Source organism: Bacillus sp. Brlt_9, assembly GCF_051948935.1.
GTDB lineage: Bacteria > Bacillota > Bacilli > Bacillales > Bacillaceae_G > Bacillus_A.
Map to the genome: position 1 here is coordinate 183,261 of NZ_JAYJLO010000005.1, position 12,617 is coordinate 195,877.

At 34.1% G+C, this 12,617-nt stretch carries 18 protein-coding genes; 13 read left to right on the forward strand and 5 right to left on the reverse strand.

Features of this window, described 5'->3' with window-relative positions; genetic code table 11:
- Window positions 1-129: 129 nt before the first annotated feature.
- From VF726_RS20895 to VF726_RS20920, 6 genes are all read left to right on the forward strand, one after another.
- Window positions 130-534 (forward strand): GNAT family N-acetyltransferase, encoded by a 405-nt coding sequence (locus VF726_RS20895; RefSeq protein WP_440171751.1) that lies wholly within the window; start codon window positions 130-132, stop codon window positions 532-534.
- A 15-nt stretch (window positions 535-549) separates the two neighbouring features.
- Window positions 550-903 carry an MmcQ/YjbR family DNA-binding protein gene (locus tag VF726_RS20900; RefSeq protein ID WP_440171753.1) on the forward strand — a complete coding sequence of 118 codons (354 nt, stop codon included), beginning with the start codon at window positions 550-552 and terminating at the stop codon, window positions 901-903.
- Window positions 904-924: 21 nt separating this feature from the next.
- Window positions 925-1,632: a class I SAM-dependent methyltransferase gene (locus tag VF726_RS20905; protein ID WP_440171755.1), complete on the forward strand. Its 708-nt coding sequence runs from the start codon at window positions 925-927 to the stop codon at window positions 1,630-1,632.
- A gap of 65 nt (window positions 1,633-1,697) precedes the next feature.
- A complete protein-coding gene (locus VF726_RS20910) occupies window positions 1,698-2,084 on the forward strand; it encodes a DUF2809 domain-containing protein (RefSeq protein ID WP_440171757.1) in 387 nt (128 codons plus the stop codon).
- A gap of 21 nt (window positions 2,085-2,105) precedes the next feature.
- Window positions 2,106-2,606 carry a DNA topology modulation protein gene (locus VF726_RS20915; RefSeq protein WP_440171759.1) on the forward strand — a complete coding sequence of 167 codons (501 nt, stop codon included), beginning with the start codon at window positions 2,106-2,108 and terminating at the stop codon, window positions 2,604-2,606.
- A gap of 354 nt (window positions 2,607-2,960) precedes the next feature.
- The gene (locus VF726_RS20920) at window positions 2,961-4,328 is read left to right on the forward strand and encodes a lytic polysaccharide monooxygenase (RefSeq protein ID WP_440171761.1); all 1,368 of its coding nucleotides are present in this window, start codon (window positions 2,961-2,963) and stop codon (window positions 4,326-4,328) included.
- Between the two features lie 117 nt (window positions 4,329-4,445).
- Here VF726_RS20920 and VF726_RS20925 read toward each other — a convergent pair whose 3' ends face one another.
- The 3 genes from VF726_RS20925 to VF726_RS20935 form a co-directional block, all read right to left on the reverse strand.
- The gene (locus VF726_RS20925; protein WP_440171763.1) at window positions 4,446-4,880 is read right to left on the reverse strand and encodes a GNAT family N-acetyltransferase; all 435 of its coding nucleotides are present in this window, start codon (window positions 4,878-4,880) and stop codon (window positions 4,446-4,448) included.
- Between the two features lie 106 nt (window positions 4,881-4,986).
- Window positions 4,987-5,652: a ribose 5-phosphate isomerase A gene (gene rpiA, locus VF726_RS20930; protein WP_440171765.1), complete on the reverse strand. Its 666-nt coding sequence runs from the start codon at window positions 5,650-5,652 to the stop codon at window positions 4,987-4,989.
- 1 nt (window position 5,653) lies between these two features.
- A complete protein-coding gene (locus VF726_RS20935) occupies window positions 5,654-5,974 on the reverse strand; it encodes a 2Fe-2S iron-sulfur cluster-binding protein (protein WP_063263086.1) in 321 nt (106 codons plus the stop codon).
- Between the two features lie 143 nt (window positions 5,975-6,117).
- Here VF726_RS20935 and VF726_RS20940 point away from each other — a divergent pair, with 143 nt between their 5' ends.
- A complete protein-coding gene (locus VF726_RS20940; protein ID WP_440171767.1) occupies window positions 6,118-6,804 on the forward strand; it encodes an RNA polymerase subunit sigma-70 in 687 nt (228 codons plus the stop codon).
- A 21-nt stretch (window positions 6,805-6,825) separates the two neighbouring features.
- Entirely contained in the window at window positions 6,826-7,407 is a 582-nt protein-coding gene (gene clpP, locus VF726_RS20945) for an ATP-dependent Clp endopeptidase proteolytic subunit ClpP (protein WP_440171769.1), read from the forward strand.
- Window positions 7,408-7,452: 45 nt separating this feature from the next.
- Here the strand turns inward: clpP and VF726_RS20950 are convergent, their stop codons facing one another.
- Complete coding sequence (locus VF726_RS20950) at window positions 7,453-8,310, reverse strand: glycine betaine ABC transporter substrate-binding protein (RefSeq protein WP_440171771.1); 858 nt, start codon at window positions 8,308-8,310, stop codon at window positions 7,453-7,455.
- 171 nt (window positions 8,311-8,481) lie between these two features.
- Here VF726_RS20950 and VF726_RS20955 point away from each other — a divergent pair, with 171 nt between their 5' ends.
- Window positions 8,482-9,687, forward strand: coding sequence for a quaternary amine ABC transporter ATP-binding protein (locus VF726_RS20955; protein WP_097844795.1), 1,206 nt, complete (start codon window positions 8,482-8,484; stop codon window positions 9,685-9,687).
- Complete coding sequence (locus tag VF726_RS20960; protein WP_440171773.1) at window positions 9,680-10,516, forward strand: ABC transporter permease; 837 nt, start codon at window positions 9,680-9,682, stop codon at window positions 10,514-10,516. Before VF726_RS20955 ends, VF726_RS20960 begins: the two co-directional genes overlap by 8 nt.
- Before the next feature lie 47 nt (window positions 10,517-10,563).
- On the opposite strand, the gene VF726_RS20965 is transcribed toward VF726_RS20960, so the two are convergent.
- Window positions 10,564-10,797, reverse strand: coding sequence for a hypothetical protein (locus tag VF726_RS20965; RefSeq protein WP_440171775.1), 234 nt, complete (start codon window positions 10,795-10,797; stop codon window positions 10,564-10,566).
- 216 nt (window positions 10,798-11,013) lie between these two features.
- Between VF726_RS20965 and VF726_RS20970 the strand changes: the two genes are divergently transcribed.
- Genes VF726_RS20970 through VF726_RS20980 form a run of 3 tightly spaced genes read left to right on the forward strand, consistent with a single transcriptional unit; the run spans window position 11,014 to window position 12,581 of the window.
- Window positions 11,014-11,181: a septum formation initiator gene (locus VF726_RS20970; protein ID WP_440171777.1), complete on the forward strand. Its 168-nt coding sequence runs from the start codon at window positions 11,014-11,016 to the stop codon at window positions 11,179-11,181.
- Between the two features lie 40 nt (window positions 11,182-11,221).
- The gene (locus VF726_RS20975; RefSeq protein ID WP_440171779.1) at window positions 11,222-11,773 is read left to right on the forward strand and encodes an HIT family protein; all 552 of its coding nucleotides are present in this window, start codon (window positions 11,222-11,224) and stop codon (window positions 11,771-11,773) included.
- Entirely contained in the window at window positions 11,757-12,581 is an 825-nt protein-coding gene (locus VF726_RS20980) for a PP2C family serine/threonine-protein phosphatase (protein ID WP_440171781.1), read from the forward strand. The genes VF726_RS20975 and VF726_RS20980 overlap by 17 nt, the downstream gene beginning before the upstream one ends.
- The last annotated feature ends 36 nt before the right edge of the window (window positions 12,582-12,617 follow it).

Consider the following 12,617-nt stretch of genomic DNA (forward strand, 5'->3'; position numbering starts at 1 on the left):
AATGTAATATTGATATTATAAATTAATTTTATGAAGGTTTTAATAACAGGCGGGATTCTATAGTTTTATATTGGAGAAAGAAAAATAGGACAAAATAAATATAATGAGCAATTTGATGGGGGAAAGAAAATGTACACGTATAAATTGCAACATGAACAACCAATCTGCGTAGAACAAATAAAAAAGCTTTTTGACTCTGTCGGTTGGTGGTCAGAAAGAAAAGAAATCGATATTCAAAAAATGTTAAAGAATAGTGTAGCGATTGGGGTATGGGAAGAAAATGCATTAATCGGATTTGCTAGAGTTGTTTCTGACGGTGTTTTTCGAGCGTACATAGAAGATGTTGTCGTACATGAGAATGTAAGAAATAAAGGTATTGGAGGGAAGATGCTTACAATATTACTTCAAGAAATATCTCATGTTCATATAGTTAGTCTATTTTGCGGAGAGAAATTAATAAAGTTTTACGGCGAACAGCAATTTCAAGCAACAAAGCAAATTGTAATGCATCGTAATCAAATCGTGAAAGAATAAGAGGTGCGAATTAAAATGAATGCAACTAGAACATATTGTTTATCAAAAAGAAAAGCGACTGAAGATTCTCCTGATGGTTGGAATGCAACGTGTATGAGGATTAATAATAAAATATTTGCGATAGTAAACCATGAAGATGGAGAAAAAGCTGCGATTACATTAAAATGTGATCCAGAACTTGCACTTAGATTAAGAGAAGAGTATTCAGATACAATCATTCCGGGGTATCATATGAATAAAAAACATTGGAATACAGTGTATATACATAAAGATGTAGAGCAGGAGCAAATTAATAAGATGATTGATTGGTCATATGATTTAGTTCTACAATCATTTTCAAAGAAAAAGCAGCAAGAGTTATTAGATTAGTATGTATAAGGGGTGTATGATTTGAAAGACAGGGTCAAAGTTACATATGATAAATTAGCGAGTACGTATAAAGAAAACCTAGATGTGGCCAATCCATTTAACAGCTATTACGAAAGGCCAGCGATGATGGAGATGATTCCAGAGAATTTAGAAGGGAAGAGTATATTAGATGCTGGATGTGCAGCTGGGTGGTATACTTCTCAATTTGTAGAAAGAGGAGCAAATGTTACTGCGATTGACGTAAGTTCTGAAATGGTGAAATATGCAAAGGAAAGTATGGGCAAAAAAGCAACATTTCTTTGTCATGACTTGCAAGAAGTATTACCATTTGAAGATAATACTTTTGATGTTATTGTAAGTTCGTTAACGCTTCATTACTTAGAAAATTGGAATCAAGTATTTCAGGAGTTTCATCGCGTATTGAAGCCAGGTGGCGAATTTATATACTCCATTCATCATCCTTTTATGGATTTTACAAAGTTTACTAGTGAAAATTATTTCAAAAAACAATTATTAGTAGATATTTGGGTTAAACCAAATATTACAATAGAAGTTAGCTTTTTTAGAAGGTCACTCCAAGACGTAATTAATGAAACAATAAATTGTTTTGTGATAGAAAAAATGGTGGAACCGAGGCCGGTTGAAAAGATGAGAGAAGTACACGAAAAATCATATCATTACCTAAATACAAGTCCGCATTTTCTTATTATAAAAGCCATTAAAAAATAGGTAGTAAAAGAATTGTATTTAATTACCTATTTGCAATTTCAAAATACATATTAGGAGATCTTGTAATGAAAACGCAACGAAATAGATTATTATATGCGCTATTTTCTATAGTTATAATTATTTTAGGTCTTTGTTCTAGAAAATTAGCATTTGCTTTACCTCATTTACTAAATGAGTACTTAGGTGATGCTTTATGGGCACTCATGATTTTTACAGGGTTCGGATTTTTATTTCCTAAAATAGAAACGAAGAGAGTCGCTTTTATTAGTTTGTTATTTTGTTACGGGATTGAAGTGAGCCAATTGTATCATGCTGAATGGATAGATAGCATTCGTGCAACGACTTTAGGTGGACTCGTATTAGGTTACGGATTTTTGTGGAGTGATATAGTGGTTTATACAATTGGTGTTGGGACTGGAATGTTTTGTGAGTTTATGTTACGAAAAAAATAAAAGATTTAAAAAGGGGTATTTATGAAAAAAATAATATTAATAGGTTCTGGTGGTTCAGGAAAATCTACATTAGCAAAACAGTTAGGTAATAAATTAAATATTAAAGTGCATCATCTGGATGCGTTATTTTGGAAACCGAATTGGGAAGGTGTACCGAAAGAAGAGCAAAGAAAGGTTCAAAATGAATTAGTTAAAGAAGATGAGTGGATTATTGATGGGAATTATGGCGGGACAATGGACATAAGAATTAACGCAGCTGATACAATTATCTTTCTTGATATTCATAGAACAATATGTGTTTATCGTGCTTTTAAAAGGATTGTACAATATCGGAATAAAACAAGACCGGATATGGGTGCTGGATGTGAAGAAAGGTTTGACTTGCAATTTTTCAAATGGATATGGGAATATCCTAAAACGAAACGACCTTCAATTTTAAAAAGGTTAAATCAATCGAGTCAGGATAAAGATGTTATTATTTTAAAATCTCCAAATGAAGTAAGACTATTTTTAGAGAAGTAAATAGAAAATTATACATGAGAAGAGTGTCTATATGAAATGATATAGACACTCTTCTTTTATATGAAGCGGAGAATTCGTTGTTTTGAAATGTTAAATATTCTGTTTTATAAATTCGGACCATAGTTTTACGTGTTACTAATGCTTTCATCATTTCTGCACAACTTCTGCACATACTTTGATGATTTCTATGTCATGATATATTCATCAAGTGAATTATTTCACATGTCATGAAATATATTTTCACTGCGGTGTATACATAACGAACATATACATCGTTACAAGTTTGTCTCTTGTTATTCTTTTACATCGAAGCCCACATTACACTACAAAGTATAACAAGAAGGGGACAGGAACATGAATAATCGATTATTAAAACAACTACAAAACATGAAAATGAACAAAAAAAGTCTAGGAGCTGTAGCATTAACAGCCGGAATTATTGGCACGACACTTATTCCTCAAAATGCATACGCGCACGGTTTTGTTGAAAAGCCTGGCAGTCGATCTGCTTTATGTAGTCCAACTTATGGTGCACTAAATGTAAACTGCGGAAGTGTTATGTATGAACCGCAAAGCTTAGAAGCACCAAAAGGATTCCCGCAAGGTGGCCCAATTGATGGACAAATCGCTTCTGCAGGCGGAAAATTTGGCGGTATTTTAGATCAACAAACTGAAAATCGTTGGTTTAAAAATACAATCACAGGCGGAGAAAATAGTTTTACTTGGAAATATACAGCGCCTCACTTAACGAGTAAATGGCATTACTATATTACCAAAAAAGGATGGAACCCAAATAAAGCTCTTACAAGAGCGGATTTTGAACCAATTGGAACTGTACAACATGATGGTTCTGCAGCTTTAAATCATTTAACTCACAAAGTTAATGTACCTACTGATAGAAGTGGATACCATGTGATTTTAGCAGTATGGGATGTAGCTGATACAGCAAATGCATTCTATAATGTAATCGATGTTAATCTTATCAATGATGTGAAACCAGATATAGAAGCTCCAAGTAGTCCAAATGGAATTCAGGCACAAAAAGTAACAGCGAATAGTATAGAACTAGCATGGAACGTTTCTACGGATAATGTAGGGGTAAAAGGGTATCAAATCTTCCGTAACGGAGTGATGATTGATACAGTACCAGGAACTCATTTTATTGATAAAAAATTGCAACCAAGTACAGAATACTCTTATACTATAAAAGCAATTGACGCAGCTGGAAATGTTTCGAAAGAAAGTGCAGCACTTACAGTAAAAACAACAGTTGAGGCTCCTGATACAGAAGCACCAACACAACCAAAAGGATTACATAGTATGGGAACGACAGCATCTAGTGTAGATTTAATGTGGAGTCCATCTGACGATAATATTGGTGTAGACCATTATGATATTTATAGAGAAACAGAAGGATCAATGAAAAAGATTGCAACATCTAATACGACTTCTTATATGGATAAAAATTTACTTCCTAATACTACTTATAAATATGTAGTGAAAGCTGTTGATGTAGCTGGAAATGAATCTGTACAGAGTGATATATTCACAATTACTACAAAAACTGAAAGCGCTTTATATGAAGAGTGGGATGCAAAGAAAGTATATGAGAAGGGAGATAGAGTTCTACACGAGGGAAAAGTATATGAAGCAGTCCAGAGTTATAAAGGAAATGGGGATACAAACTGGATCTATGCCTTATCATTATGGAAAACAGTGTAAGCTTTACCTAGGTATGAACTAAGAGATGATGGGCTTTGATGCAAAAGGAAATCTTGAGAATTCACTTTTCTATTAATGAAAAAGGGTAGTATATGAATTCATATACTACCCTTTTTATTATGATAATACTCTCGTCATAAGAACGTGCGGAATACCATCTTCCATAAATACATCTGAAGAAGTTTGATAACCTAGTTTTTTATAAAATCCTTCAGCTTGTGTTTGACCGTGTAGTTTTACTTTTGTAGCTTCTTTGTCACGAGCAACTTCTTCTAACGCCTTGATTATTACTTTTCCTAATCCGTATTTACGATAGTCTTTTAAAATACAGATGCGCTCTAATTTTCCTGCGCCGTCAACAAATCGTATACGACCTGTACCTACAGGAAGTTCATTATAATAAACTAAAATATGTTTACATGCCTCACCGATTTCATCGAATGTATCAAATTCATCTTCAAGAGGGACATTTTGTTCTTTTACAAATACTTCTTTTCGAATATGAAAGGCAGTTTCTAAATCAGTAAGTTCTATTATGAGTTTGGAGTGCAAATTGTTCAGCCCTTTCTAGTGTGATATGCTTTTGTTTTCATAGTATATCATAATGATACGCAATAAAGAGAAATTATAAAAAGCTGACTGTAAGAGTCAGCCTTCATTATAATTCCTTTATCCCATTTTTTGTTCCAATAATCGCCTTATTAGTCATATTAATAAACAATCCTGTTTCAACTACACCTGTAATCATTTTTAATTGCGTGTGTAAATTGGCAGGATTCGTTATGTTATGAGGGAATACACAATCAATAATTACGTTATTGTTATCGGTAATAAACGTTTCATTATTTTTTAAACGTAACGTTGTATGACAACCTAAAGATTGAATTTTCCTTTCAGTTTGTTTCCATGAAAAAGGTGTAATTTCAACAGGTAATGGAAAAATACCTAAATGCGTTACGAGTTTCGATTCATCAGCAATGATAATTAGTTCTTTAGAGGAAGTGGCAACGATTTTTTCACGAAGTAATGCGCCACCACCGCCTTTTATAAGCTGTAAATTTGAATCAATTTCATCAGCACCATCGATTGTGAGATCAAGTATATCCATTTCATTTAAGGAGATTAATGGAATGGACAGTTGTTTAGCTAAAGTTTCTGTTTCTTTTGACGTTGGTACAGCTTGAAATGATAATCCTTCTTTTACACGCTCACCTAATTTTTGGATCGTCCAATATACAGTAGAACCTGTGCCTAGTCCAACTATCATCCCATCTTTTACAAAATTAGCAGCATATTCACCAGCGAGCTGTTTTAAATTTAGCATATTATTCTGCTGGACGCGGGCCTGCATCAAGACCTGAATTTTCTACTGTAAGTATAGGGCGAACGACTATATCTTTATGTACGTGCATTTGGCATGATAAACGTAAGTGATCTTCAATTCCTTTTTCCGTAATCGCATTTTTTTCATTAGAATTCGCTTCACAAAACTCACCTGCTATAATTTCTACTCTACAAGTTGTGCAGCGTGCTTTCCCGCCGCAGCGATGGAGAATGTGTACACCGTTATCTTCAATCGCTAATACTAACTTTGTGCCTTCTTTTACATCAAAAGTTCCCGCACCTTCAATTGTTAATTTTGGCAAATTTGTTCCTCCTCACGTAAAATTGTACATAACATATTTATGACCGCGAATTATTAAACATAAACATAATTTTTTTATATGCCCCGTAACTTTTTTATTTGTTGAATCGTTAATTAAGTAAGCGCTGAAAAGGAGTGGTTATTTTGTGCACAAAAGTAACTCATATTTTTAAAAATCATATCGATATGAATCATTCAAATATAAATTTTTTAATTGAGCAATACGGAGAATTGAAAAGGTACTGTACATTTTTAACGAAAAACAAATGGGACGGAGAAGATCTCGCCCAAGAAACAGTTTGTAAAGTTCTTCAAAAATATAAAAATAAAGATATTTGTATGACGCTGTTATATAAAATAGCTAGAAATCGTTGGTTAGACCAAATGAAGTTGAAATCGGTTCATGAAAAAATAAAAGAACAAATTACTTTTGAAGAACCACAAGAGAACATTGCAGATTTGCATGAAATGGTAGGGAAAGTATTATCTTCATTAAATGTACAACAATCCGTAATTTTATTATTAAAGGATGTTTTTCAATATAGTATCGCTGAAATTGCTAAAGTATGTTCCATATCGGAAGGGGCAGTAAAAGCTTCTTTATTTCGGAGTAGAAATAGGCTGAAAACTGTAAGTGAAGAAGGGATTGAGATAGTCGAATTCACAGATGATATTGACATTGTTGTAACGTCTATTCGTGAGGAAAAGCCGGAATTGTTAACAAAACTTCTTCCAACAATAGATTTTACTAAGTTACCATCTAAACAGCCAGTCTTATTATTTGGTGTGAAAAAACCTTCTGCCTACAGTTGTACGCTTTGCGCGGCATAACAATTATTGGAGGGATTAAAAATGAATACAATTCCATACGTCGTAGAACAAACAAAATTAGGAGAACGTTCCTATGATATATATTCAAGGTTATTAAAAGACCGTATTATAATGATCGGTTCAGAAATTAACGATCAAGTAGCGAGTAGTGTAGTGGCTCAATTATTATTTTTAGAAGCCGAAGATGCGGAGAAAGACATATTCCTGTATATTAATAGTCCTGGTGGTTCAACGACAGCAGGTTTTGCGATATTAGATACGATGAATTTAATTAAACCGGATGTGCAAACACTTTGTATGGGGTTTGCGGCGTCATTTGGTGCATTGTTATTATTATCAGGTGCAAAAGGAAAACGGTTTGCACTCCCTAACAGTGAAATTATGATTCATCAACCGCTTGGTGGTGCGCAAGGTCAGGCAACAGAAATTGAAATTACAGCAAAAAGGATATTGAAGTTAAAGCATGATATTAATAAAATGATTGCAGAAAAAACGGGGCAACCAATTGAAAGAGTAGCACACGATACAGAAAGAGATTATTTTATGACTGCAGAAGAAGCGAAGGCATATGGGATAGTAGATGATGTTGTTACGAAAAAATAAGATGAAAACAGGCTAGCGGATATGTTAATCCACTAGCCTGTTTTATTAATCATTTACCCATTCATCAACTAGCGCTTGATTCTTTTTAATCCATTTTCGCGCCGCGTCTTCAGGATCTTTCGTTTTATTTAATTCGACCATTAATGTACCAAGCTGTTCATCGTTCATTTTCCATTTGTCAAAGTATTTTATGATATCCGGATGATCTTTTTCGAAACCTTTACGAACAGAGTAATAAATGTCATCTTTTTCACCATATACTTTCTTAGGGTCTTTTAAATATTTTAAGTCAAATTCTGAAAAGCCCCAGTGCGGATTCCAAAGCGTAACAGCGATTGGTTTCTTTTTCGTATATGCTTTCTTTAATTCACTCATCATTGCAGCCTCAGAAGATTGGACAAGTTTTAGTTTAATATCATATTCCTTCATTGTTTTGTTCGTTAAATTCATAAGACTACTTCCGGGTTCGATTCCGACAATTTTGTTATCTAGCTCATCTTTATGCGCGTTTAAATCCTCAATACTGTTAATGTTTTTCATATAAGAAGGGACGACGAGGCCAAGACCAGTACCTTCATACCATTTTGATTTTAAGACAATATCATCCTTATAACGATCGTTTAACGGTTTATCTGTAACGGGTAGCCACACTTCTAAATTAGCATCAACATCACCGCGAGCGACACCAGTCCAAATTGCCGCTTTTTCTAAGTACATGAGTTCAACTTTATAGCCTTTTTCTTCTAATAGAACTTTCCACATGTTTGCTGTTGCAATGTTTTCTTTCCAACTTGTTACACCTAGTTTAATTTTTCCTTTCGAATTTGCATTTGTTGCATTACATGAAGAGAAAATCATAGTAATAAATAATGCAAGGCATATAAGCCATATTTTCTTTCTCATTGAAAACCTCCTAAGAAACGTTTGCCTTTTTAAATAAATGTATAAGTAAGCATTCTTATTATGAACGGAAACGAGAATTTTAAAGAAATCTTATAAATGTTATTTTTATGTAATATTTCTTTGCAAAATCGCAACACTATGTGAATAGATGGGTAGAAAAGGAGTAGTGACATGGATAATACAAAGGTGCGTGTTGAAAACGTAACAAAAGTATTTGGGAAACACCCGCAAAAAGCGCTTACCTTATTAAAAGAAGGAAAAAGCAAATCGGAAATTTTGAAAGAGACAGGAATGAACGTTGGCGTAAAAAAGGCAACGTTCGAAGTATATACGGGAGAAATTTTCGTTATTATGGGGTTGTCTGGTAGCGGGAAATCGACGTTAGTTCGCATGTTAAACCAACTGATTAGACCAACAGCAGGGCATATATACATAGATGGTGAAGATATCGCAACGATGGGAAAAGAAGAGTTGCGAAGAGTGAGAAGAACGAAGATGAGCATGGTGTTTCAGAAATTCGCTCTCTTCCCTCATCGTACCGTTTTGCAAAACGTTGCATATGGATTAGAAATACAAGGAGTTCCAGTAGAGGAACGAGAGAGAAAAGCGTTAGAGTCCTTGAAGTTAGTTGGATTAGACCATCATAAAGATAATTATCCAAGTCAACTTAGTGGTGGTATGCAGCAACGTGTTGGCATTGCAAGAGCGCTTACGAATGATCCGGATGTTTTACTTATGGATGAGTCATTTAGTGCATTAGATCCACTGATTCGAAAAGAAATGCAAGATGAACTGTTAGAATTACAAGATAAAATGGAAAAAACAATTATTTTTATTACGCATGATTTAGATGAAGCCCTTCGAATTGGTGATCGAATCGCGTTAATGAAAGATGGAGAAGTTGTCCAAATTGGAACGCCAGAAGAAATTATGATGAGTCCTGCGAATGAATTTGTAGAGAAATTCGTGGCGGATGTAAATTTAGGAAAAGTAATAACGGCGGAATCTATATTAAAACGACCTGAAACTTTATTAATTGACCGTGGACCACGTGTAGCACTTCAAATTATGAGGAATGCAGGTGTTTCTACTGTATATGTTGTTAACAAAAAGTATGAGTTTTTAGGAATATTAACGGCAGATGATGCGAGTAAAGCAGTACAAAAGCAATGGCCAATTGCTGATTTATTGCTTAACGATATCCCGCACGTGTATTTAGATACTTTACTGGAAGAAACGTATGCGAAAATGGCGGAGATGAAATATCCGTTGCCAGTAATTGATGAGAAGAAAAGGCTAAGAGGAATTATTAAACGTGAAAGTGTCATTCAAGCTCTTGCAGGTAACATTGAGGAAGAGGTGAAAGACGATGAATAATATACCGCGTATTCCATTAGGCGAATGGGTCGACTCATTTGTTGCAAGTTTATATGAGCACTTTGAAGGCTTATTCCGAGGATTCTCTTATATTATTGGCGGATTCGTTGATTTACTCACTAATTTTTTAATAATAATACCAGCTATATTGATGATTATTATCCTTTGTTTCCTCATTTGGTACACAACGAGAAAAGTATCTTTAGTTATGTTTACACTCATCGGATTATTATTTATTTTGAATATTAACTACTGGGCACAAACGATGCAAACATTAGCGCTCGTACTTACATCTGTTATTATTTCAATCATTGTCGGGATTCCAATTGGTATTTTAGCATCTCAAAATGAGCGCTTCTCAAAATTTTTAAAACCGACATTAGATTTTATGCAAACAATGCCGGCTTTCGTATATCTTATTCCTGCGATTACATTTTTCGGAGTAGGTGTAGTACCTGGGATTATAGCATCAGTAATCTTTGCAATGCCGCCGACAATCCGATTTACTGATTTAGGAATTAGACAAGTTCCAGAAGATTTAATAGAAGCAGCGAATGCGTTTGGCTCTACCGCATCACAAAAATTATTTAAAGTACAATTACCACTCGCAACGGGAACAATCATGGCTGGTGTGAACCAAAGTATTATGCTCTCTTTATCAATGGTAGTAACAGCATCTCTTGTAGGGGCACCAGGTCTTGGGGTTGATGTATACCGATCTGTAACACAAGTAAATATCGGAATGGGATTTGAAGCAGGTCTAGCTATTGTTGTCATTGCGATTATATTAGACCGTATTACGCAAGGCTTTCATCAAAAAAGAAGATAAACCAAAAACACACTTTATTATACAAAGTGTGTTTTTGTTTGAAAAGATTACATACGAACAATGACAGAACCACCAGCTGGGGCACAAACTTGGTTATGTTGTTCCATCGATTTAATTAAATGATTATTTTCTTCGATTAATGAGATTAATTTCGCTAATTGACTTTCAAGACTTGCGATACGCTGCATCATATATTGTGAATCTTGATGCAACGTATTCCTTACAGGATGGGGGGAATACACATATTGTTGATTTAAATTTGGATTCCAATGAGGATGCATTTGAATCTTTCCTCCTTCAATAAATTACTGGTCTTTCTTATAGTAAATGCCTATATATATTCAATGGTTACTTGAATTTTTTGATTATAAAAGGAGTATGTACAGAAAATGGAAAAGATTATATGTGAAGTAAAAGTACATTTTTTGGAAATGTTCAAGTGAGATAGTGAATATAGTAATACATTCAAGTAAATGTATGTTATTTAAGGAGACAAGATGGGAGGAGATGCAATTTTGGCTAAAAATAATAAAAGAAATGATGCCTTGGCAATAGGTATCGGTATAGGGGTTGTGATCGGTGTGTTTCAAGGTTTTTTTACTAATAATTTAGTAATCGGAATTGTCATAGGAATTGTAATTGGGGTTGCAATTTTGAAGAAATAATGAGGTGTAAATTTATTTCTAAAAATGATTCGTTAAAAGAATGAATTTTCGGAATATAAATCCTGTTTTTCCTTTTTTTATGATATTATTAATAAAAAGGATGGTGAAGGATATGTCAACAAACAATCAAGTAGAACCAAAATGCTTTATTTGTGAAAAACATAGAGGAAACATTACAGTTCCAGGTGGAGCTATTTACGAAGATGAACTCGTTTACGTGGGACATGTCCATTGGGATAGTGAAGAAACATACCTTGGTTATGTAATGATAGATATAAAAAGACATGTAATTGGCCTTGCTGAATTAACAGATGAAGAAGCGAAAACGTTCGGACTTATAACAAGTAGGGTAAGTAAAGCGTTAAAAGAAAGTGAGGGAGCAGAACATATTTATGCTTTTGTTTCAGGGAATGGTGTACCACATATGCATATGCACATCATACCTCGTTATCCAAATACACCCAAAGAGTTTTGGTCACCGACTGAAGTAGCGAAATGGACTGGTGCGCCATATGGTGACGCAGAGAAAATCAAAAAACTATGCGAAAGAATACGAAAGTATATGGTGAGTGAATATGCATATAACAAATAATAGACAATATTCATGGGTTGGAAATACAGAAATGTGCTTAGGAGAAATTTCAGTTAAACAATATGGTGACATTGTACTTGGAAAATACGGTGGGAATATAAGCGCCGGAGCAAAAAAGAACGAAGATGGTGCGTTAGTTTGGTCAAATGGTGATTGGGAATTTACAGCTATTTTAGATGGACATAATAGTGCGGAAAGTGTTGATTTAGTAGTAAATACAATCCAAAAAGAATATGAAAATATAAAAGTAATGATGAATGAATCGATTGATACAGTATTTCGATCTGTTGAAAATCATCTACTTACAATCTTTCAATCCCCCTCATTTAAAGAAAAGTGCAAAAGAGTAAAAGGTGAAACAGCGTGCTTAATATGTGTAAGAAAAGAAAACTACATATGGTGGTTATCTATTGGTGATTGCCTTATTTATGTATTTCATGAAGAGTTACATAAGTTAGGACAATATGCATTAAATCAACGTCATTTTTACGAATGGATTGGAAATGTAAACACATTTAATTTACCAGTCCCTTGCTATTCAACAGGCATTCGTGAATTACGTACTGGAAAGAATCGAATTATAATGGTTACAGATGGAGTATTAGAATGCGGGGAACGACACTATGAAACACCATTAAATCTGTATAACGATATGAACAGAAATATAATAGACCTTGAAGAAAGTGTTCGTCATGTATTAGAGCACGTTCATCATCAATGCGGACGAGATAGTGCGACAATTATTAGTTGGGATGTTGAAAATAAAAGAAATACTACGTATCCGAGTGATCAGCCGGAGAAAAGGTAAAGGAGGAGACATCACTGTTTTTTGTGAAAGGAATTT

What these genes read in the sequence shown, in the direction of transcription:
- VF726_RS20910 (WP_440171757.1), top strand. Translation starts at nt 1,698, where the DNA reads ATGAAAACGCAACGAAATAGATTATTATATGCGCTATTTTCTATAGTT.
- VF726_RS20955 (WP_097844795.1), top strand. Translation starts at nt 8,482, where the DNA reads ATGGATAATACAAAGGTGCGTGTTGAAAACGTAACAAAAGTATTTGGG.
- VF726_RS20950 (WP_440171771.1), bottom strand. Translation starts at nt 8,310, where the DNA reads ATGAGAAAGAAAATATGGCTTATATGCCTTGCATTATTTATTACTATG.
- VF726_RS20960 (WP_440171773.1), top strand. Translation starts at nt 9,680, where the DNA reads ATGAATAATATACCGCGTATTCCATTAGGCGAATGGGTCGACTCATTT.
- VF726_RS20980 (WP_440171781.1), top strand. Translation starts at nt 11,757, where the DNA reads ATGCATATAACAAATAATAGACAATATTCATGGGTTGGAAATACAGAA.
- VF726_RS20920 (WP_440171761.1), top strand. Translation starts at nt 2,961, where the DNA reads ATGAATAATCGATTATTAAAACAACTACAAAACATGAAAATGAACAAA.
- rpiA (WP_440171765.1), bottom strand. Translation starts at nt 5,652, where the DNA reads ATGCTAAATTTAAAACAGCTCGCTGGTGAATATGCTGCTAATTTTGTA.
- VF726_RS20895 (WP_440171751.1), top strand. Translation starts at nt 130, where the DNA reads ATGTACACGTATAAATTGCAACATGAACAACCAATCTGCGTAGAACAA.
- VF726_RS20900 (WP_440171753.1), top strand. Translation starts at nt 550, where the DNA reads ATGAATGCAACTAGAACATATTGTTTATCAAAAAGAAAAGCGACTGAA.
- VF726_RS20915 (WP_440171759.1), top strand. Translation starts at nt 2,106, where the DNA reads ATGAAAAAAATAATATTAATAGGTTCTGGTGGTTCAGGAAAATCTACA.
- VF726_RS20965 (WP_440171775.1), bottom strand. Translation starts at nt 10,797, where the DNA reads ATGCATCCTCATTGGAATCCAAATTTAAATCAACAATATGTGTATTCC.
- VF726_RS20970 (WP_440171777.1), top strand. Translation starts at nt 11,014, where the DNA reads ATGGGAGGAGATGCAATTTTGGCTAAAAATAATAAAAGAAATGATGCC.
- VF726_RS20975 (WP_440171779.1), top strand. Translation starts at nt 11,222, where the DNA reads ATGAATTTTCGGAATATAAATCCTGTTTTTCCTTTTTTTATGATATTA.
- clpP (WP_440171769.1), top strand. Translation starts at nt 6,826, where the DNA reads ATGAATACAATTCCATACGTCGTAGAACAAACAAAATTAGGAGAACGT.